Below are 19,797 nucleotides of genomic sequence, written 5' to 3'. Positions count from 1 at the left end.
GCCCCCACCATGCGTTTTGTCCGCAAACAGGCTCGGCCATCAGCGCGACAACAGCGTAAGCGCGGCGCTGTATGCGTTCTGGGCAGTTGAGCCTTCCTGAAGCTGCGATCTTGCCAGATAGGTTCGCACCAGCTTTTCCATGCCTTCTTCGGTTCCGAATGCCTTGAAGGGTTCCGATCCGAACATGCGTTCAGCGCGATCCTTCATCATCGTCATCTGGCGTTCGACCGGAATTTTCCCAAAACTGCTAGAAGAAAAGCCGAACGCGCCTTCAAACACCCTGCGCAGCGGCGGGTTTCCCAGAACCTCGTACCACAAGGTTGTGTCCTTGGTGTCACGTTCGGCAAAGATCGCAAGTTCGCGTTGAGCGTTCAGTGCAAGGCGCATGGATTCATCCGTCTGCCCGACACGGCGTTCCAGCTCGCGGTCGATGAACTGGCTGACCAGCTTGTCGCCAAAGCCCTGAGACTGAACCTCGTCCGCGCCTTCATTATAGTTGAAGGCCTCGGCAAGGTTCAGGAAACGCTTGTCGGACAGCCGGTTCACCAGGGACTGTTTGTCCGACAAATCTGATTCCAGAACCTTCTGAATAAAGGCTTTGCTGCCGATTTCACCTTCAAGGCCAAAAGCCCCCAGTGCGACGCTCAGCAACCGATAGTCCTTGACCAGATCGCCCGCGGACTGAACCTTGGCGATATTTTCACGAAAATACGCGCTGTTCCGGCTGACCGTGGGATCATTGGCAATCATCTGCTTTTGCTGGGCCGAGGTGCGTTTCAGCACATTCCAGCCCGCAATACCCCCCAGGCCAAGGGCGATCTGAGACATTACTGCACCCTCGACGCCATCAGCCGTGCTTCACGCGGCAGCAGATCGCGCAGCCGGCGCAGGGCTTGATATGTGTTGCCTTCGACCACGAAATGCGTCGCGTCGTTCAGCAGGTTGCGGCTGTCGCGATCTTCGAACACTTGCGTCAGTTGTTCGATGCCGCGCAGCAGTTGATGTTTGCCCTGATCGGGTTCGGCATCGCCCGACAGGATCAATTGGGCGACATAACAAACACGGGACACGGGCGTGTTCACATTTTCAGGGTGAATGGCATCTTTCAGGCGCAGCACATGTGTGTTTGGCGTCTTGATGGCAATTTTGGACCGTCGGTCACCGTTTTCGATAACAGCGCCGTTAATCAGCACCCGCTCATTGGGGGCCAGCTTGATGACCAGACCGCTCATGCCGCCACCTCGCCACGCAGGCCCTTCATGACGGACAGGTTGACGTCGATCAGGGCGTCAACGGTTGCCATGCCATTCATGACGGCGTGACCATGGCGGACGCTGAATATGGACAGTGAAATCAGACCGGCCTTGACCTCATCAGGCAAGCCGTTGTGCGGATGGGCCAGATCGGCTGCCAGAATAGTCCAGAGTTCGTTGTTCTTTTGGACGGCGTGGATGCTGTCTGCCGCGTTGCCATCTTGGGCAGATTGGCGCAACATGCGCGTCACGCGGGCAAAAACATCGTATTCGCTGTCTTTGGCGGTGCGGACGGTGTGCGATCCGTAAGGGGCATGGGCGTTCATTGGCGTAACCGCGTTCAAGGTCTTACTTCCCGATTTCTAGGATAAGGTCAGGGTGTGCAGGGCGCCCGCGCGGGGCGCCCCCACGTTCATTAACGGAACAGCGACAGGATCGACTGCGGCGCCTGGTTGGCGATGGACAGGGCCTGAATGCCCAGCTGCTGCTGGGTTTGCAGGGCCTGAAGACGCGCCGACGCCTCTTCCATGTCAGCGTCAACCAGCGCACCAATACCAACATTCAGCGAGTCAGCCATTTGCGAAACCAGTTTCGACTGGTCCTCGATCCGCTTGCCGGTCGAACCCAGCGTCGCGGCACCGACGATGGCAGCATTCAGCGCATCATCAATGGCTTTCATCGCCTCGGCGGCTTTGGCAGTGTCGCTGATGTCCAGACCGGCATCAAAGTCGAGACCCATTTCATCAATCAGGTTCACACCGGCAACAGTGATATAGTGACCCGTGTCATCGCCGACCTCGACGCCGTGGTTCGCACCGCCCAGGAATTTGAAGGTATCACCGTTCGACAGCATATTCACACCATTCATCTGCGTGGTGTCGATGGTCGATTTGATCTGCTCAAGCTTACGGTTGATTTCCTGAGTGGTCTTTTCACGTGCTCCTTCATCCATCAGGTCGCTGGTTGCACCCGATACCAGTTTCTTGATATCGGACAGGCTATTGACCACGTCTTCAGCACCGACACGAGCCGTGCTGACAACTGCCCCGGCGGCGTTCAGGTTGCTCTGGATGGTTTTGAATGCGGCAACTTCACCTTCCATCACCTTGGAAACACCCCAGATCGCGGCGTTATCTTTGGCGGTGGCAATGGATTTGCCGGTCGAGATCTCGTTCTGGGTTTTGCTCAGATTCGAGTTGATCGACTTCAGGGTTTGCAGGGCAACGATGGCGCTGTTGTTGGTCAGAATGCTGGACATATTGTCCTCCTTTTAGGTTGGGCACATTTTGGCCCGGTTTCAGATGACGGCCTTCTGACCGGCTGGGCTGATGCCCTTCACTTGCTGTGTGAGATCGTTTTACCGACGACCTCTTACGAAATAATGAATCTGCCTCCTTTTTCAAAATTCAATTCCCATTGCATTTTATTCAAAATCGACGGGGTGCCTCGGTGGTGATGGTGGCGACCTGACGACGCCCGGCGCTGTCATAGGTGCGCAGCGATTGCGCGGCCTGAATGATGTCGGCAATCTGGTCCATTGCAGCCTGCGCGCCGCTCTGGGCGGCCTGCGCCAATGTGCGCAATTCGATCAGCATGGCCTCGATCCGGTCGCGCTGATCGCTGTCGATTCTGTCGTCCTCGATCGCGCGGACAAAGGATTCGATGATATTCAGGGCTTCGGCGGGGCGGCCGTCCACGATGGCGGCACGCGCCCGGTTCAGCTTGTCAATGGCGGCGGTCATTCAGATGACTCCTTGATAAAACGTGAAAATCCCAGATCCAGCGAATCGGTCAGCACGGCGGCGTATTCGCGCGCCAGAAAGGATGCGAACTGGTCTTCGCCCGCCCCGCCGCCAAAATCGCCGCCCTGCGGTCGCGGGAAGGCGTGCTGCATCATGTTTTCGATGAAAGCCTGTTCAAGCTGCCGGGCCGCCGGGGCATGGGGCGGTGCCGATGGCACGGAAAGGGGGGAAATCTGCATGTGATCCTCTGCTTGATTAGATTTTTCATCGAATAGCAGAGAGCGGTAAATAATCAGTAACGAGTCGATCATATATAAGGTGGTAACGAATCGACAGGAGCGGACATGGACATTATCCCGCTGATCTCGCCAGCCACCCCGCTGGCACCGCCATTGCCATCAGCCGATGCGCCGCCGACAGGTGTTGCCGATTTCATGGCGCAATATCTTGGGCTGGCCCAGCAGGCCCTGGAAACCCCGGATGATACCGGGGTTGAGGATGTCTTGGCGCCACAGGAAACCGACATTGACGTGGATGACGCTGCACCGGTGGAGGCCACGCAGCTTTGGGCGGATACGCCGCCTGACAAGGGTGCCCTTGCGGCGAATGCGGGCGAATCACCCGGCGCACGGATCGAAACCATGGTGGCGCGGTGGAACGGTATGACGGCGGCAATTGACGAAACGCCGGCACCGATTCCACAAGAGTTGGCCCGGTTGATTGATCCAGTGGCCGAGCCAGTGCGGCAGGTATCAGATCAACCCACGGTCGAGCGTATGACCCCTGTCGCAACAGCGCCCCGGCATATGGCAGGTGTATCCGCCCCCCCGGCAGAGGCGCAAAATGCACAACCTGATACGCAGCCCCTGCCTGAACATACGCAGCCTGTGCCTGAACAGACGGCGGCGCAGGGCACGACAGCCCCTTTGCCCGCCACAAATCAGGTCGATCTGGCGACGAATCGGCCAGATCTGCCGCCTGAAGCTAGGGCGACAGCTGTTCGGCCCAGTCGAATCAGCGCAGTCGAAGCCCGGCTTTCTGATCGGTCAGATGCGGCACCGAAAATAACGGCAGAGACGGGCACCGGGCAGGCAGCAGCGGTTACGACTGTTGCCCCGCTTACCAGTGCGCAGCGATTGACGGCACCGGCGGCGGAGTTTGCCGCTGCGACTGACGCGGCGCCGGCAACAACCGAGGGCGAAGCAGAGCAATTGGCGCTGCCCGAAGGGGCTGGCTGGCGGGAAACCGCACCGAATCGCGCCGAATCGGCTCTGCCGATGACAATGGCCCGCGCCGCCGAGGCTCAGGCACCCGCCGTGGCCCGGCAGATCGCTCAGGCTGCCGTAAGCCTGCGCGAAGGTGAAATCGAACTGGCGCTGGCCCCCGAGGAACTTGGGCGTCTGCGCTTGCGAATCACGCGGGGCGATGCCGGTGCTGCGGTGACGGTCTGGTTCGAGCGCCCCGAAGTGTTAGAGGCCGCGCGCCGTCATCTGGATCTGCTGATGCAGGATTTGCAGGACAGCGGCTTCGAATCACCAATGCTGGATCTGCGCAGCGAATCGGACCGGGATTCTGCCGATCACGCAGATGACGACGCTCAGCCCGTCCGCGACATGACCACCATAACCCTCGCAGACGAGCCATCCCGCCCGACCCGGCTCAGCGACCGCCCCCTTGATATTCGGGTATGAAAGGAACAGACGTGACCACCTCGATCACCGCCGCAACTGCGGCCACCGCGACGACCAGCACTCAGACCAAGAAATCCGAATCGCCGCTGGGCAATGCCGATTTCGAAACCTTTCTGCGGATGCTGACGACCCAGTTGAAAAATCAGGACCCGATGAACCCGATGGAGGGGTCGGAATTCGCCGTGCAACTGGCGACATTCTCGGGCGTGGAACAGCAGGCGCAGTCGAACAAGCTGCTGACCCAGATCGCGGATCAACTGGGCGGCGGTGGTTTGACGCAACTGTCGCAATATCTGGGCAAAGAGGTGCGCACGACCGCGCCGGTCTGGTTCGGGTCCGATGCGATCACGCTGGACATCAAGCCCGATTCGCGTGCCGACAGCGTGATTCTGGTCACGCAGAACGCCCATGGACGCGAATTGAGCCGCGAAGAAATCGGCACTGGTGCGGGTCAGGTGGACTGGTTTGGCCGCGACGCCATGGGCAGCAAGCTGGCCGATGGCAGCTATGCCTTCCGCATCGAAAGCTATCTGAATGGCGAAATGATCGCCGAATCGGATGTGGGTGCCTATAGCCGCGTGACAGGGGCGGAAACCACAGCGCAAGGGGTCAAGCTGGTCCTGACCGGAGGCGCAACCGCCATGACGGATGAGGTGGACGCGATTCGCGAACCGGGCTGACCTAACCGGCAAGGCTTGGGTTCTGACGCTATGAATTGCACAGTTGCAGGGCAGAATATCGTGGGCGATCCGCCCGCGCCCCCCGCAGCGGGGGGCATTGGCTTTGAACCCGGTCAGACGTGCCGACGGAAGGGGATCATATGCTGCGCCTGTTGATCGCCACCCTAACTTGGCCATGGCGGTTGGCAGCCCTGCCTGCACCGACGAAACGCCCTCTGCGCGCCTTGCTTGACATGGGCGGCCTGGGTGCCGTGGCGATGACAGCCCGTGACACCGGCGCGTCGCACATTGGCCCCGTCAAAGGGTCAGCCCAATGCCGCCCCCAGCATCACCCCCACGGCCAACAGCGCCGCACCCAGGGCCGGCCATTGCCAGCGGGCCTTGCGGGACGGGGCGGGCGTAACTTTGGCGCGATTGGCGCGTTCCCACAGGGCATCGTCCAGAATCGCGGGCAACAGCGGGCTGTAACGGCCCAGCGTCTGCACCATGCGCACCCCGTCCCGCACTGCGGCCTTGGGGCCAAGATTGTCGCGGATATAGGCCTCGACCACCGGGCGGGCGGCCTGCCACATGTTGATATTCGGGTCCAGCGAGCGGGCGACGCCTTCCACCACGACCATGGTGCGCTGCAACAGGATCAGTTCGGTGCGGGTCGCCATGCCAAAGCGTTCCGTCACTTCGAACAGATAGGCCAGCAGATTCGCCATCGAAATCCGGCTGGCATCAGCGCCAAAGATCGGCTCGCCCACGGCGCGCAGCGCGCGGGCAAAGGCGGCTTCGTCACGATCGCGCGGAACGTAGCCTGCCTCGAAATGGACGCGGGCGACGCGGCGGTAATCGCGGCGGATAAAGCCCATCAGAATCTCGGCATAGACGCGGCGGGTGTATTCGTCGATCTCGCCCATGATGCCGAAATCATAGATGATGACGTCGCCATTGGCCGCAACCTTGAGGTTGCCGTGATGCATGTCGGCGTGGAAAAACCCGTCGCGCAGCGCATGGCCAAGAAACAGTTGCAGGATGCGCGTGGCCAGTTGATGCAGATCGTGCCCCGCCGCCGCCAAGGCGGTGGGGTCGCCCATCGGCAGGCCATCTGCCCAGTCGGCGGTCAGCGCACGGCGGCCCGACAGTTCCCAATGCGGGGCCGGGGTCTGGATGCCGGCGTCATCCTTGGTGTTTTCGGTAAATTCGGATGCCGATGCCGCCTCGAGCCGCAGGTCCAGTTCACCCAGCACCACCGATTCGAAATGGCTGACCACATCGCGCGGGCGCAGGCGGCGGGTCTGGGGCAGCAGCTTTTCCAGAAAACCGGCGGCAAAGTGAAAGGCGTCGATGTCGCGGCGAAAGGCGGCCTCGATGCCGGGGCGCACCACCTTGACCGCGACTTCTGCCCCGGTATCGGCGCGGCGCGCGCGGTGAACCTGCGCGATAGAGGCCGCCGCGACAGGTTCGGAAAACTCGGAAAACAGGGTATCGACGGGGGCGCGCAGCTCGGTCGCGACGATTTCCTGCGCCACATCGGTCGGAAAGGGCGGCAGCCGGTCTTGCAGCATCCGCAACTGGCCCGACAGTTCGACGCCCACCACATCGGCGCGGGTCGAAAGGATCTGGCCGAACTTGATATAGGCCGGGCCAAGCGCGGTGATCGCGCGTGTCAGCGGCGGCAGCGCCGGGTCTCCGGCATAGCCCATCCAGCGGAACGGCCAGACCAGCGCGCGCAGGGCGATGCGCAGCCGGGCCGGGGCCTCGACCGCATCCAGTGCGACAGTCATCGCGCCCGTCCGCTCGAACGTGGCGCCGGTGCGGATCAGGCGCAGGATGTTGTGCGGGCCGCGCATGGCTTACAGCTTCCAGCCGGAATGCAGCGCGGCGATGCCCATGGACAGGTTGCGGTATTGCACCCGGCCAAAGCCCGCCGCCGAAATCATGTCGGCGAAGCTGTCCTGATCGGGAAAGCGGCGGATGGATTCGACCAGATATTGATAGCTGTCGCGATCCCCCGCCACCGCCTGCCCCATCGCCGGAATCACATTGAAGGAATAGCGGTCATAGGCCCATTGCAGCGCCGGCACCGGAATTTGCGAAAACTCCAGCACCAGCAGGCGGCCGCCCGGCTTCAGAACCCGGTAAGCCTCGGCCAGCGCGTCGGGGATACGGGTGACGTTGCGGATGCCAAAGCTGATCGTATAGCGGTCAAAGCTGTTGTCGCCGAACGGCAGCGCCATGGCGTCGCCGACCACCCAGTTCAGCCGGTCGCCCAGACGCGCCGCCTCGGCCCGGCCCCGGCCCTCGATCAGCATGGATTCGGTCAGGTCGCAGACGGTGACGCTGGCCCCCGGCGCGCGTTCCAGAAAGCGAAAGGCGATGTCGCCGGTGCCGCCCGCCACATCCAGCAGATGCTGGCCGTTGCGCGGGGTCAGCCAGTCCATCATCGCGGTTTTCCAGACCCGGTGGATGCCCACGCTCATCAGGTCGTTCATGATGTCGTATTTCGACGCCACGCGCGAAAAAACCCCGTGAACCATGCCAGCCTTGGCATCCTCGTCCACGGTCTGGAAACCGAAATGGGTGGTTTTGCGCGTCATCTGCCTTGCCGTTCCTTGTGTCGCGGCCCAGATAAGGCCAGCCTGCATCCTGCACAATGGAACGAAAGGAACCGGATTGCCAGAACTGCCCGAGGTCGAAACCGTCCGCTGCGGCCTGCTGCCGCATCTGGAGGGCGCGCGCATCGCGCGGGTCGAGGTCCGCCGCCCCGATCTGCGCTGGCCCCTGCCGCCCGATCTGGTGCAGGTGCTGACCGGCGCGCATATCACCGCGCTGCGGCGGCGGTCGAAATATCTGCTGGCCGATCTGCAAGACCGGGGCAGCCTGCTGATCCATCTGGGCATGTCGGGGCGGATGCTGGTTCAGGGCGCAGGCATGGGCGAATTTCACCGCGACCCGGCAGTTCTGCCCCGGCACGATCATTTTGTCATACACACCGAGGCCGGGGCCACGGTCACGCTGAACGATGCGCGGCGCTTTGGTATGGTCGATCTGGTCCGCGAGGGTGTCGAACATCCGCTGCTGGCGCATCTTGGCCCCGAACCTTTGGGCGAGGATTTCACCCCTGCCACGCTGACCGCAGCCTTTGCCGGGCGGCGCGCGCCGGTGAAACAGGCGCTGCTGGATCAGCGGATCGTGGCGGGGCTGGGCAATATCTATGTGTCCGAGGCGCTGCACCGCGCGGGTCTTGATCCGCGCCGTGCCGCCGGGCAGATCGGGGGTGCGGACCTGGCCAGCCTGCACGGCCATATCCGCGATGTGCTGACCGAGGCGATCGCCGCAGGCGGATCGTCGCTGCGCGATCACCGGCAGGCCAGCGGCGAGCTGGGCTATTTCCAGCACAGCTTCCGCGTCTATGGCCGCGAGGGCGCGCCCTGCCCGACCCCCGGCTGTTCCGGCACCATTGCGCGGATCGTGCAGTCGGGGCGCTCCAGCTTTTATTGCCCGGTCTGTCAGGGCTAGGCTGCGCGCAAAAGGCCGGGCGGCGCTGGTCAGGCGGCACCGGGGCTGATAGGACAGGGCAAAGGTTTTGCCGAAAGGAAGATGACCGATGGCCTATGAGACGATCATCGTGGAAATCGAGGATGACGTGGCGCTGATCCGCCTGAACCGTCCCGAAGCTTTGAATGCGCTGAACGGCAAGTTGCTGGGCGAATTGGCGCAGGCGCTGACCGAGGCCGACCACAACGACAAGGTGCGCTGCATCGTGCTGACCGGCAGCGAAAAGGCGTTCGCCGCCGGGGCCGACATCAGGGAAATGTCGGAAAAGTCCTTTGTCGATGTGTTCACCTCGGATCTGTTCAGCGGGCCGACCGACGCCATTCAGCGGGTGCGCAAGCCGATCATCGCCGCCGTCAGCGGCTATGCCCTTGGTGGCGGCTGCGAACTGGCCATGGCCTGCGATTTCATCATCGCCGCCGACACCGCCAAGTTCGGCCAGCCCGAAATCAATCTGGGCGTCGTTGCCGGTATCGGCGGCACCCAGCGGCTGACCCGTTTCGTGGGCAAGTCCAAGTCGATGGACATGAACCTGACCGGCCGCTTTATGGACGCAGCCGAGGCCGAGCGTTCCGGCCTTGTCAGCCGCGTGGTGCCCGCTGCCAAGCTGATCCCCGAGGCCATGGCCGCCGCCGCCAAGATCGCCGCGAAATCGCAGATCGCGGTGAAGGTCGTCAAAGAGGCGGTCAACCGCAGCTATGAAACCACGCTGCGCGAGGGTCTGCTGTTCGAACGCCGCATCTTTCACGCGCTGTTCGCCACCGAAGACCAGAAAGAGGGCATGGCCGCCTTTCTGGAAAAGCGCGAGGCGCAGTTCCGCGACCGCTGACAGGGGTTTCCTTTCCCGCGCCATTGCTGTAATGGCGCGGGCTTACATGCGTGTGGGCCCGCTTTGGCAAGAATCATGGCTGTTCCTGACAGGAACGGTGCCTTGGGTCTTTTGCGCAACCGAAATGCAACTGACCCGATAGGACAAGACCCATGGCCAATACGCCCCAGTCGAAAAAACGCGCCCGCCAGACCGAGCGCCGCACCGAAGTGAACAAAGCCCGCCGTTCGCGCATCCGCACCTTCCTGCGCAAAGTCGAAGAAGCTCTGGCCAGCGGCAATGCCGACGCCGCACGCGAGGCGCTGCAAGCGGCCCAGCCCGAACTGATGCGCGGCGTCAGCAAAGGCGTTTACCACAAGAACACCGCTTCGCGGAAAATCTCGCGGCTGTCGTCGCGGGTCAAGGCGCTGGCCAAGGCATAAGCCTGTTTTACGGCGGGCAATCGCCTGCCCGTTCCCAGCCGGATGGCTGATTGGCGCGCCCTGCCCGGCGCGCCTTTTGCATTTGGGGCGATTCGCCGCTCACGCCTTTTTCTTTGCGTTTGCAGCAGTTTGGACGAAATTCCGTTGCCGATCAGAGGGATCGCAGATTCGCCCGGCGATCCACGCTGTCAAGCGCAGAGTTCGGTTGCGGGGCCATGCACGAGGTTGCTAGTTTAACCGGGCGATTCACCTCGCACCTGGGGGACAGGCAAGCGAATCCGGTTGCACAACCGGACAGCCAAGCCGGGCCAAGGGCGGTTACGCCGTCCAGCCTTTGGGTCTGCAACCGTCGGCTGCCACCGGCCAGCGCAGGCTCGTGTCTGAAGAAACAAGACGGCTGTGTGGCCATGGCTGCGGCGATTCCGCCGCAGGGATGCGCGTTGCCCTACTGTTAGCCCCAAGGCTGGTGCAATCGGCCCGGCAGGATCAACCTGCGGGCAATCGGGGACAACGGACGGGCAAGACGATGGACGATCTTTGGGGGCGGGCCTGCGCAGGGCTGGAAAAAAGCGTTGGGGCGAACAACTTCAACCACTGGATCAAACCGCTGCGCCTGACGGGCATCGACGCCGGTGTGGCGGAATTTGCCGCGCCCACCCGCTTTCTGTCGGATTGGGTGAACCGCCATTTCGCCCAGCAGATTCTGGATGAACTGATGCGCAGCGGCGCAGCGGCGGACCGGCTGCGCATCGCTGTCACCGCAACGCCCGCCCCGGCCAAGCCCGCGCAACCGCGCGCCGCCGCCCCTGCCCCGGCCCCCGCCGCGCCGGTCGATCTGGGCGCACCGCTGGATGCGCGTTTCGTCTTTGACAATTTCGTTGTGGGCAAACCGAACGAGCTGGCCCATGCCGCCGCCCGCCGCGTGGCCGAGGGCGGGCCGGTCAGCTTTAACCCGCTGTTTCTTTATGGCGGCGTCGGTCTGGGCAAGACCCACCTGATGCACGCCATCGCCCATGAATATCAGCGCAACAAACCCGCCGCCCGCGTGCTGTATCTGTCGGCCGAACAGTTCATGTATCGTTTCGTTCAGGCTTTGCGCGAACGCAACATCATGGATTTCAAGGAAATGTTCCGCGCCGTCGATATGCTGATGGTCGATGACGTCCAGTTCATCGCCGGCAAGGATTCCACACAAGAGGAATTTTTCCACACATTCAATGCTCTGGTCGATCAGGGCAAGCAGATCGTCATTTCCGCCGACCGCGCGCCGGGCGAAATCAAGGGGCTGGAAGAACGGATCAAATCACGCCTGTCTTGCGGCCTGATCGTGGATTTGCACCCCACCACCTATGAATTGCGCCTTGGCATCCTGCAATCCAAGACCGAGGCGTTCCGCGCGCAATATCCCGGCCTGCAAATCGCGCCGGGCGTGCTGGAGTTTCTGGCCCATCGCATCACCTCGAACGTGCGTGTTCTGGAAGGCGCGATGCAGCGGCTGTTCGCCTTTGCCAGCCTTGTGGGCCGCGAAATCACGCTGGATCTGACGCAGGACTGTCTGGCCGACATCCTGCGCGCCAGCGACCGCAAGCTCTCGATCGAGGAAATTCAGCGCAAGGTGGCGGAACATTACAACATCCGGCTGGCCGATATGATCGGCCCGAAACGGGTGCGCACCGTTGCCCGCCCGCGTCAGGTGGCGATGTATCTGGCCAAGCAACTGACCAGCCGCAGCCTGCCCGAAATCGGCCGCCGATTCGGGGGCCGCGACCACACCACGATCATGCACGGCGTCCGCAAGATCGAGGAACTGACCCATCAGGATCAGGGTCTGGCCGAAGATATCGACATGCTGAAACGCCTGCTTGAGGTATAAGCGACGCCAGTGCGATGAAATCCTTGTGACCGGCCCGCCGGGCAGCTAAAACGCAGTCCACACATAGGGACGGGGAAAGGCGATGAAGTTTTCCATCGAACGCGCAGTGCTGGTCAAGGCGGTCAATCAGGCGCAATCCGTTGTCGAACGGCGCAACACCATCCCGATTCTGGCCAATATCCTGATCGAAGCGACGCCCGATGGCGTCAGCCTGCGCGCCACCGATCTGGACACCGAGGTGGTGGACCGCGCCCCCGCGCAGGTCGAACGCCCCGGCGGCACCACGGTCAGCGCCGCCTTGCTGAACGAAATCGCCCGCAAGCTGCCTGATGGCGCGCTGGTCAATATCAGCGTCGATGCCGCTGCCGGGCGGCTGAACGTGCAGGCCGGGCGCTCGAATTTCAGCCTTGCGACGCTGCCGCGCGAAGATTTCCCGGTCATGGCCAATTCCGAATACAGCGCCAATTTCAGCGCCCCGGCCCCGATTCTGCGGCGACTGTTCGACAAGTCGAAATTCGCCATCTCGACCGAGGAAACCCGCTATTATCTGAACGGCGTTTATCTGCATGTGACGCAGGCGGATGGCGCGCCGGTTCTGCGCTGCGTGGCGACCGACGGGCACCGGCTGGCGCGCGTGGATGCGCCCTTGCCCGAAGGGGCGGCGGATATGCCGGGCGTGATCGTGCCGCGCAAGACGGTGAACGAATTGCGCAAGCTGCTGGATGACGACGAAGCCGCCATCGCCGTGTCTGTCAGCGAAACCAAGGTGCGCTTTGCCACGCCGACGCTGACCCTGACCTCCAAGGTCATCGACGGCACCTTCCCCGATTATTCGCGCGTCATCCCCACCGGCAACACCCGCAAACTAGAGGTGGACGCCAATGATTTCGCCCGCGCCGTGGACCGGGTGGCCACCGTGTCGTCGGAACGGTCGCGCGCGGTCAAGCTGGCGCTGGATCAGGACCGGCTGGTGCTGTCGGTCAACGCCCCCGATTCGGGTGCCGCCGACGAAGAACTGATCGTCGCCTATGCCGATGATCCGCTGGAAATCGGCTTTAACGCCAAATATCTGCAAGAAATCGCCGCGCAGGTGGATCACGATAACGCCGTGTTCCTGTTCAACGGCTCCGGCGATGCCGCCCTGATCCGCGAGGGTGGCGACACCAGCGCGGTTTACGTCGTCATGCCGATGCGGGTGTGATCCTTTCGACGCTTAGCCTTGCCCAGTTCCGGTCATGGCCGCGCCTGACGCTGGAGCTTGGCGGGCGGCCCGTGGCGCTGCATGGGCCGAACGGATCAGGCAAAACCAACATCCTTGAGGCGCTGTCGATGCTGGCCCCCGGTCGCGGCTTGCGCGGCGTGCCCGCGCCCGAACAGGCGCGACAGGGCGCGGCGGCGGGCTGGCGCATCCGGGCGCAGATCGGGGATCACGCGGTGGAAACCGGCGCGCCGCCAGATCAGGGCCGCCACGTCATCATCGACGACAAACCCGCGCCGCAGGTCCGGCTGGGGGCGCTGATCCGCGTCATCTGGCTGACCCCGGCGATGGACCGGCTGTGGACCGACACGCCGGAAACGCGGCGGCGCTTTCTGGATCGCGTGACGCTCAGCTTTGCGCCCGCTCATGCCGAGGCCGCGCTGGCCTATGACAAGGCGATGCGCGAACGCAACCGCCTGCTGCGCGATCAGGTCGGCGATCCGCATTGGTATCGCGCGCTGGAATCGCAGATGGCCGAGGCCGGGGCGCAGATCACCGCCAACCGCACCGCTGCGCTGAACCGGATCGCCGCTGCGCAGGCGCAGGGCGGCGATGCCTTTCCCGCCGCGCGCCTGACCCTGCTGCCGGGCGAGGGGTTTGCCGACGACCCCGATCCGGCCAGCATCGCCGCGCGTCTGGCCGCCACCCGCCCCCGCGATCTGGCCGCGGGCCGCAGCCTGACCGGTCCGCACCGCGCCGATCTGGGGGCGCATTGGGGGCCGCAGGATATGCCCGCCGCACTGTCCTCGACCGGGGAGCAAAAGGCGCTGCTGCTGTCGCTGATCCTGGCCAATGCCCGCGCCCTGGCCGATCAGCCGGTGCTGCTGTTGCTGGACGAGGTGGCCGCCCATCTGGATGCCGCCCGCCGCGCGCTGCTCTATGCGGAAATCACCGCCCTGCCCGCTCAATCCGTGCTGACCGGCACCGGCCCCGAACTGTTCGACACGCTGAACGGCGAGGATCTGGCGGTGGTCAAAACCGATGGCACATCGAGGATCGCCCCATGACCGCCGTATCCCCCGACATGCGCGCCCGGCCGCAGGGCCAGTTCCCGCGCAAACCGCAAAATCTTGTGGCTTTCCCGTGACATTCCCCCGCCTTGCCCCTATAAGATGCGGGTCTAAGGCAGGATAAGAAACGCATGACCGAAGCCGCCCCTCAGCCCACCGAATACGGCGCCGATTCCATCAAAGTCCTCAAGGGGTTAGAGGCTGTCCGCAAGCGGCCTGGCATGTATATCGGCGACACCGATGACGGCTCGGGCCTGCATCACATGGTTTATGAGGTCGTGGACAACGGCATTGACGAGGCGCTGGCCGGTCATGCCGACTATGTTCACGTCAAAATCCACGCCGATTCCAGCGTCTCGGTCCGCGACAACGGGCGCGGCATCCCGGTCGATATGCACCCGACCGAGGGCGTTTCCGCCGCCGAAGTCATCATGACCCAGCTTCACGCTGGCGGGAAATTCGATTCCAACAGCTACAAGGTGTCGGGCGGTCTGCACGGCGTCGGCGTGTCGGTGGTGAACGCGCTGTCCGACTGGCTGGAACTGCGCGTCTGGCGCAACGGCAAGGAACATTACGCCAAATTCGCCCATGGCGAGACGGTCGAACATCTGCGCGTGGTCGGCGATGCCGCCCCCGGCGAAAAGGGCACCGAGGTGCGCTTTCTGGCCTCATCCAAGGCGGATGGCGGCGATGGCACCTTTTCCAACCTCGATTACAGCTTCAAGACGCTGGAAAACCGCCTGCGCGAACTGGCCTTTCTGAACAGCGGCGTCCGCATCATATTAGAGGATGAACGCCACGCCGAAATGCTGCGCAGCGAGCTGTTCTACGAAGGCGGGGTGCGTGAATTCGTGAAATTCCTCGACCGCAGCAAGACCCCGGTTCTGGATGACCCGATCTTCATTTCCGGCGAACGCGGCGGCATCGGGGTCGAGGTGGCGATGTGGTGGAACGACAGCTACCACGAAACCGTGCTGCCCTTTACCAACAACATCCCGCAGCGTGACGGTGGCACCCATCTGGCCGGATTCCGCGCCGCGCTGACCCGTGTCATCAACAACTATGCCCAGTCCAGCGGCATCGCCAAAAAGGAAAAGGTCGATTTCACCGGCGATGACGCGCGCGAGGGGCTGACCTGCGTGCTGTCGGTCAAGGTTCCCGACCCTAAATTTTCCAGCCAGACCAAGGACAAGCTGGTCTCGTCCGAGGTGCGTCCGGCGGTGGAAAACCTGACCGGCGAAAAGCTGGCCGAATGGTTCGAGGAAAACCCCGGCCCGGCCAAGGCCATCGTCGGCAAGATCGTCGAAGCCGCATTGGCGCGCGAGGCGGCGCGCAAGGCGCGCGAGTTGACCCGGCGCAAGACCGCGATGGATGTCGCCAGCCTGCCCGGCAAGCTGGCCGATTGTCAGGAAAAAGACCCCTCGCTGGCCGAACTGTTCATCGTCGAGGGTGACTCGGCCGGTGGTTCGGCCAAACAGGGCCGCGACCGGAAAAATCAGGCCGTGCTGCCGCTGCGCGGGAAAATCCTGAACGTGGAACGGGCGCGGTTCGACCGGATGCTGTCCTCCGACCAGATCGGCACGCTGATTACCGCGCTTGGCACCGGCATTGGCCGGGACGAATTCAATCTGGACAAGCTGCGCTACCACAAGATCGTCATCATGACCGATGCCGATGTGGATGGCGCGCATATCCGCACGCTGCTGCTGACCTTCTTCTTCCGCCAGATGCCGGAACTGATCGAGGCCGGGCACCTGTATATCGCGCAGCCGCCGCTGTATAAGGTCGGGCGCGGCCGGTCCGAGGTTTACCTGAAGAACGAGGCCGCGCTGGATGATTACCTGATCCAGCAGGGAATCGACGGCGCGATTCTGCGGCTTGGCTCGGGCGAGGAAATTTCCGGTGCCGATCTGGCCCGTGTCGTGGACGAGGCGCGCATGGCCCGCCGCCTGCTGCGCGCCTATCCGACGCATTATCCGCCGCATATCACCGAACAGGCCGCCATCGCCGGGGCGCTGGTGCCGGGCCGGATTGACGCCGATGCGCAGGGCGTGGCCGATGCCATCGCCGCGCGGCTGGATCTGGTGGCCGAAGAATACGAACGCGGCTGGACCGGACGCCCGACGCAGGACGCCGGCATCCGCCTGTCGCGTTTTCTGCGCGGGGTCGAGGAAACGCGCAATCTGGATGGCCAGATGCTGCGCAGCGCCGAAAGCCGCCGTCTGGCCGATCTGACCGCGCCGATGCAGGAAGTCTATGGCCAGCCCGCCCGGCTGGTCCGCAAGGATCGCGACGTCGCCATCTTTGGCCCGCTGGGTCTGTTGCAGGCGATCTTCCTGGAAGGCGAAAAGGGTCTGTCGCTGCAACGCTACAAGGGGTTGGGCGAAATGAACCCCGGCCAGCTTTGGGAAACCACGCTGGACCCGGTGGCGCGCACCATGCTGCAAGTCAAGGTCGAGGACGTCGCCGAGGCCGAAGACCTGTTCAGCAAGCTGATGGGCGATGTCGTCGAACCGCGGCGCGAATTTATCCAGCAAAACGCGCTGTCTGTCGAAAACCTGGACATCTGATCCAGTCATTATGTGCTTTTCATGCCGCGCGCCTGTTCTTTTTGGCAGGTGCGGCAACGGGATGTTTGCGCAACCGCCCACCGGCGGCTAAGGCAGAGGAAATTCGTATGATCCCGCTGATGGAGCCTGTGATGATCCGCAATCTGCGCCTTGCCGCCCTTGTTACCGTTGCCCTGCCCGCCGCCGCGCTGGCTGGCGGCTATACCCCGCCCGTGGTCGAAGCACCGATCGTCATCGCCCCGTCCGAACAGGTGGCCGCGCCGCTGTGGGCCGGTGCCTATGTCGGCGGTGCCCTGGGTTATGCGTTCAACGGCGATGATCGTGTGGGTATTGAAAACGTCGCTGGCGGTGTGGCTGCCGGTTCCGTGACGCCCTCGGGCCACAGCCTCGATGTCAAAGGTCCGGCGGCATCGCTGGCGCTTGGCTATCGCTGGCAGCGCAACAACTTCGTTTTCGGCCCGGAACTGAGCGTCGATTTCGGCAAGGTTGAGGACGATTACGAAGCCGTCGCAGGTGGCAGCACCTTCACCGATGGCGGCAAGTCCGAAGTGAACCACATCATCTCGCTCAAGTTCAAAGGCGGCACGCTGATGAACGAACAGACGCTGGTTTACGGTCTGGCCGGTGTCGCCTATGGCGATTTCACCTATACCCAAGGCACCGGCGCGGGCGCGCAATCGGTTGATTACGACGCCACCCGCTATGTTCTGGGTGCCGGTGTCGAACGCAAGATCAACGACCGCCTGTCGGTGTTCGGCGAATGGAACTATTACAACTTCGGCAAGACCGACGTATTCTTCCCGGCCAGCGAAGGCAGCGATTCGGGCGTGCAGACCGTCGCAACGCCGGAACACCACCTGATCAAAATCGGTCTGAACTATCAGTTCTGATCTGAGTGGTTGCACGAAACCGGGCCGGGGCCGCCATCTGCGCGCCCCGGCTTTTTCATGGCGCGCCGGGCGGTGATATAGTCGCGCAGCAGGGCCACCCGCCGGGGGCGGAAACTGTCGCCGGTCAGGCTGGCGCCATTGATGCGGTTGACGTGAAAGGTGCGGAAATCATCCCGCAACCGGCAATGCGCCAGCAGCATCAGCGCCCGGTCGGAATAGGACAGCGCCAGCGGCCAGATCACCCGCTGCGTCTGCGCCCCCTGCGCATCGCAATAGCGGATCGACAGCGCCTGTTCATCCCAGCACCCTGCCGGATCAGGGCCAGCGGCACCTGCGGCGGGTCACGCATGGGCGTCGGGACAAAGGTTTTCATGATCGCGTGCATCGCCTGCTGCGCCTGCCGTTCAGGCAAGGTCGCGATCATGCGGGACAGGGCATCACGGGCGGCTTGGGTCAGATCGGCGTCACCGATGGCGGGCAGCGCCTCGACCGCCAGACGCAGCGCCTCGATTTCCAGCCGCGAAAAGGATTGCGGCGGCAGCGCGGGATCTTCGGTCAGGGTATAGCCAACGCCCGCTTCGCCGTCGATCAGCGCACCACCCGCACGCAAAGTGGCAATGTCGCGATACAATTGCCGCAGAGAGACCCCGGTTTCCTCGGCCAGCCGCGCCGCCGTGACCGGCGCGGGCAAGCAGCGCAAACGGTCGATCAGCCGCAGCAGCCGGTCGGATCGGGCCATGCTGTCACCTTCTGTCAGGAGCCATGGCCTAGATCATGCCCATCACATCGGAAGGAGCAAGACATGCTGACCCTGTATCACGCCCCCGCCAGCCGCTCGACCTCGGTCGTGCAATTGCTGCATGAAATGGCCGTTACCGATCAGGTGCGGATCGAGCAGGTCACGATTTCCCGGCAGGATGGCTCGGGCCAGCGCGACCCCGCCAACCCGCATCCTGAAGGCAAGGTGCCCTATCTGACCGACGGCACCGACCATCTGCGTGAACGGGCGGCGATCATCCTGTATCTGACCGACCGCTTTGACAGCCCGCTGGGGCGTCCGGTCGGGCACCCGCAGCGCGGCGCCTATCTGCCGTGGCTGATCTGGTATCAGGGGGTTTTCGAACCCGTCGCGATCCTGATGTGGGCCGGGATCAACCACCCCACCATTACCGCCAGCCTGCGCGATTACGACACCGCCCTTGCCCGGCTGGACGAAGTGCTGACGCAGCAGCCCTATCTGCTGGGTGATGATTGCAGCGCGGCCGATCTGCTGTGCGTGGGGCCGTTCGCATGGGTTGGCGATCAGATGCCCACGACGCCAGCGGTCAGGAACTGGGTTGCCCGCTGTCAGGATCGCGATGCCGCGCGCCTGCTGCATACAACCGAAGGGAGCCAGGCATAAAACCTGTCTTTGGACAGGTCGCACCTGACACTGTGAACTGGCTATGGTCAGGGTCGCTTTTGCCACTTTCCGACCACCGGGCAACCGCGCCACACACCGCTTGCAGTTGTGCCCTGCCCCAGCACCGCCGCGCCCGACCCGGCGCGGCGTGCATCGCGGAACGCAATAACCGCACGGCAGCGGCTCAGTTCTTTATGATATAGGCCCTCCGATATTTACCGCAGCGCGAAATGCACAGATCGCAACAGATCGCGGCAAGACTGAAAAACTAAACTGATTTTCAAAAACAGCGCGTGCGGTAATAAAGCACCCGGCGATAAGCGAAACGCCGCCGAGGCATATTTCCGACGAATCGTTCAGTTACGCGGCAGGAATGGTGCAAAGCTACCGCAAGCCGCCATCGCACCACGACGGACACCCGAATGGCAATGCCATACATCCATCTGAAATTGCATAATTTTATCTGAAAACTGAACCGCTTTGAAAAATTCGAGGCCCGCCAGACACCCGCCACAGGCAGCGCGAATCACCTGACGCAAGCCGTCTCGGCGGATCGGCGCCTGCGGACAAAAAATATTAAGCCAATTTACCATCCCAAGTTGTGGAAATGTGCGGACTTTATGCAGTGTCAGCA

Annotated in this window: 22 protein-coding genes; 11 read left to right on the top strand and 11 right to left on the bottom strand. The window is 63.0% G+C overall.

Annotated features, from left to right (window positions below):
• Positions 1-39 precede the first annotated feature (39 nt).
• The 6 genes from Q4G14_RS07070 to Q4G14_RS07045 all read right to left on the bottom strand — a co-directional run bounded on the left by Q4G14_RS07070 (position 40) and on the right by Q4G14_RS07045 (position 3,234).
• Positions 40-828 carry a DUF1217 domain-containing protein gene (locus Q4G14_RS07070; RefSeq protein ID WP_303361029.1) on the bottom strand — a complete coding sequence of 263 codons (789 nt, stop codon included), beginning with the start codon at positions 826-828 and terminating at the stop codon, positions 40-42.
• Positions 828-1,232, bottom strand: a complete 405-nt coding sequence (flbT, locus tag Q4G14_RS07065) for a flagellar biosynthesis repressor FlbT (RefSeq protein WP_303361028.1) — start codon at positions 1,230-1,232, stop codon at positions 828-830. The genes Q4G14_RS07070 and flbT overlap by 1 nt, the downstream gene beginning before the upstream one ends.
• Positions 1,229-1,579, bottom strand: a complete 351-nt coding sequence (gene flaF / locus Q4G14_RS07060; protein WP_303361027.1) for a flagellar biosynthesis regulator FlaF — start codon at positions 1,577-1,579, stop codon at positions 1,229-1,231. Before flaF ends, flbT begins: the two co-directional genes overlap by 4 nt.
• 89 nt (positions 1,580-1,668) lie before the next feature.
• Positions 1,669-2,511, bottom strand: coding sequence for a flagellin (locus tag Q4G14_RS07055; RefSeq protein ID WP_303361026.1), 843 nt, complete (start codon positions 2,509-2,511; stop codon positions 1,669-1,671).
• Positions 2,512-2,680: 169 nt separating this feature from the next.
• Positions 2,681-2,995 carry a hypothetical protein gene (locus Q4G14_RS07050; RefSeq protein WP_303361025.1) on the bottom strand — a complete coding sequence of 105 codons (315 nt, stop codon included), beginning with the start codon at positions 2,993-2,995 and terminating at the stop codon, positions 2,681-2,683.
• Positions 2,992-3,234, bottom strand: coding sequence for a chemotaxis protein chel (locus Q4G14_RS07045; RefSeq protein ID WP_303361024.1), 243 nt, complete (start codon positions 3,232-3,234; stop codon positions 2,992-2,994). Before Q4G14_RS07045 ends, Q4G14_RS07050 begins: the two co-directional genes overlap by 4 nt.
• Before the next feature lie 105 nt (positions 3,235-3,339).
• On the opposite strand from Q4G14_RS07045, the gene Q4G14_RS07040 reads away from it, so the two are divergent.
• Together Q4G14_RS07040 and Q4G14_RS07035 are read left to right on the top strand one after the other, a co-directional pair.
• Positions 3,340-4,686, top strand: a complete 1,347-nt coding sequence (locus tag Q4G14_RS07040) for a flagellar hook-length control protein FliK (protein WP_303361023.1) — start codon at positions 3,340-3,342, stop codon at positions 4,684-4,686.
• A gap of 11 nt (positions 4,687-4,697) precedes the next feature.
• The gene (locus Q4G14_RS07035) at positions 4,698-5,366 is read left to right on the top strand and encodes a flagellar hook capping FlgD N-terminal domain-containing protein (RefSeq protein ID WP_303361022.1); all 669 of its coding nucleotides are present in this window, start codon (positions 4,698-4,700) and stop codon (positions 5,364-5,366) included.
• Positions 5,367-5,671: 305 nt separating this feature from the next.
• On the opposite strand, the gene ubiB is transcribed toward Q4G14_RS07035, so the two are convergent.
• Both ubiB and ubiE read right to left on the bottom strand, forming a co-directional pair.
• Positions 5,672-7,204 (bottom strand): 2-polyprenylphenol 6-hydroxylase, encoded by a 1,533-nt coding sequence (gene ubiB / locus Q4G14_RS07030; protein WP_303361021.1) that lies wholly within the window; start codon positions 7,202-7,204, stop codon positions 5,672-5,674.
• Between the two features lie 3 nt (positions 7,205-7,207).
• Entirely contained in the window at positions 7,208-7,951 is a 744-nt protein-coding gene (ubiE, locus tag Q4G14_RS07025; protein ID WP_303361020.1) for a bifunctional demethylmenaquinone methyltransferase/2-methoxy-6-polyprenyl-1,4-benzoquinol methylase UbiE, read from the bottom strand.
• 76 nt (positions 7,952-8,027) lie between these two features.
• Here ubiE and mutM point away from each other — a divergent pair, with 76 nt between their 5' ends.
• From mutM to Q4G14_RS06985, 8 genes are all read left to right on the top strand, one after another.
• A complete protein-coding gene (gene mutM / locus Q4G14_RS07020; protein ID WP_303361019.1) occupies positions 8,028-8,873 on the top strand; it encodes a bifunctional DNA-formamidopyrimidine glycosylase/DNA-(apurinic or apyrimidinic site) lyase in 846 nt (281 codons plus the stop codon).
• An 88-nt stretch (positions 8,874-8,961) separates the two neighbouring features.
• Positions 8,962-9,738 carry an enoyl-CoA hydratase gene (locus Q4G14_RS07015; RefSeq protein WP_303361018.1) on the top strand — a complete coding sequence of 259 codons (777 nt, stop codon included), beginning with the start codon at positions 8,962-8,964 and terminating at the stop codon, positions 9,736-9,738.
• Between the two features lie 152 nt (positions 9,739-9,890).
• Positions 9,891-10,160, top strand: coding sequence for a 30S ribosomal protein S20 (gene rpsT / locus Q4G14_RS07010; RefSeq protein ID WP_303361017.1), 270 nt, complete (start codon positions 9,891-9,893; stop codon positions 10,158-10,160).
• Positions 10,161-10,686: 526 nt separating this feature from the next.
• Positions 10,687-12,033: a chromosomal replication initiator protein DnaA gene (gene dnaA / locus Q4G14_RS07005; protein ID WP_303361016.1), complete on the top strand. Its 1,347-nt coding sequence runs from the start codon at positions 10,687-10,689 to the stop codon at positions 12,031-12,033.
• Between the two features lie 82 nt (positions 12,034-12,115).
• Positions 12,116-13,234 carry a DNA polymerase III subunit beta gene (gene dnaN / locus Q4G14_RS07000; protein WP_303361015.1) on the top strand — a complete coding sequence of 373 codons (1,119 nt, stop codon included), beginning with the start codon at positions 12,116-12,118 and terminating at the stop codon, positions 13,232-13,234.
• Positions 13,231-14,298 (top strand): DNA replication/repair protein RecF, encoded by a 1,068-nt coding sequence (gene recF / locus Q4G14_RS06995; RefSeq protein ID WP_303361014.1) that lies wholly within the window; start codon positions 13,231-13,233, stop codon positions 14,296-14,298. Before dnaN ends, recF begins: the two co-directional genes overlap by 4 nt.
• A gap of 134 nt (positions 14,299-14,432) precedes the next feature.
• Entirely contained in the window at positions 14,433-16,871 is a 2,439-nt protein-coding gene (gene gyrB, locus Q4G14_RS06990) for a DNA topoisomerase (ATP-hydrolyzing) subunit B (RefSeq protein WP_303361013.1), read from the top strand.
• 107 nt (positions 16,872-16,978) lie between these two features.
• A complete protein-coding gene (locus Q4G14_RS06985; RefSeq protein ID WP_303361012.1) occupies positions 16,979-17,761 on the top strand; it encodes an outer membrane protein in 783 nt (260 codons plus the stop codon).
• Here Q4G14_RS06985 and Q4G14_RS15055 read toward each other — a convergent pair.
• Together Q4G14_RS15055 and Q4G14_RS06980 are read right to left on the bottom strand one after the other, a co-directional pair.
• Positions 17,752-18,042, bottom strand: coding sequence for a helix-turn-helix transcriptional regulator (locus tag Q4G14_RS15055; RefSeq protein WP_368661330.1), 291 nt, complete (start codon positions 18,040-18,042; stop codon positions 17,752-17,754). The genes Q4G14_RS06985 and Q4G14_RS15055 overlap by 10 nt on opposite strands.
• On the bottom strand, positions 18,000-18,500 hold the full coding sequence (locus Q4G14_RS06980) for a helix-turn-helix transcriptional regulator (protein ID WP_368661328.1): 501 nt from the start codon (positions 18,498-18,500) through the stop codon (positions 18,000-18,002). The genes Q4G14_RS15055 and Q4G14_RS06980 overlap by 43 nt, the downstream gene beginning before the upstream one ends.
• 63 nt (positions 18,501-18,563) lie before the next feature.
• Between Q4G14_RS06980 and Q4G14_RS06975 the strand changes: the two genes are divergently transcribed.
• Positions 18,564-19,163: a glutathione S-transferase family protein gene (locus tag Q4G14_RS06975; protein WP_303361011.1), complete on the top strand. Its 600-nt coding sequence runs from the start codon at positions 18,564-18,566 to the stop codon at positions 19,161-19,163.
• Between the two features lie 356 nt (positions 19,164-19,519).
• Here Q4G14_RS06975 and Q4G14_RS06970 read toward each other — a convergent pair whose 3' ends face one another.
• Entirely contained in the window at positions 19,520-19,756 is a 237-nt protein-coding gene (locus Q4G14_RS06970; RefSeq protein WP_303361010.1) for a hypothetical protein, read from the bottom strand.
• Between the last annotated feature and the right edge of the window lie 41 nt (positions 19,757-19,797).

Source organism: Paracoccus sp. (in: a-proteobacteria) (assembly GCF_030538755.1).
Lineage (GTDB): Bacteria > Pseudomonadota > Alphaproteobacteria > Rhodobacterales > Rhodobacteraceae > Paracoccus.
Note: the sequence above shows the minus strand (reverse complement) of the source record. Positions and strands in the feature narration are given on the sequence as shown.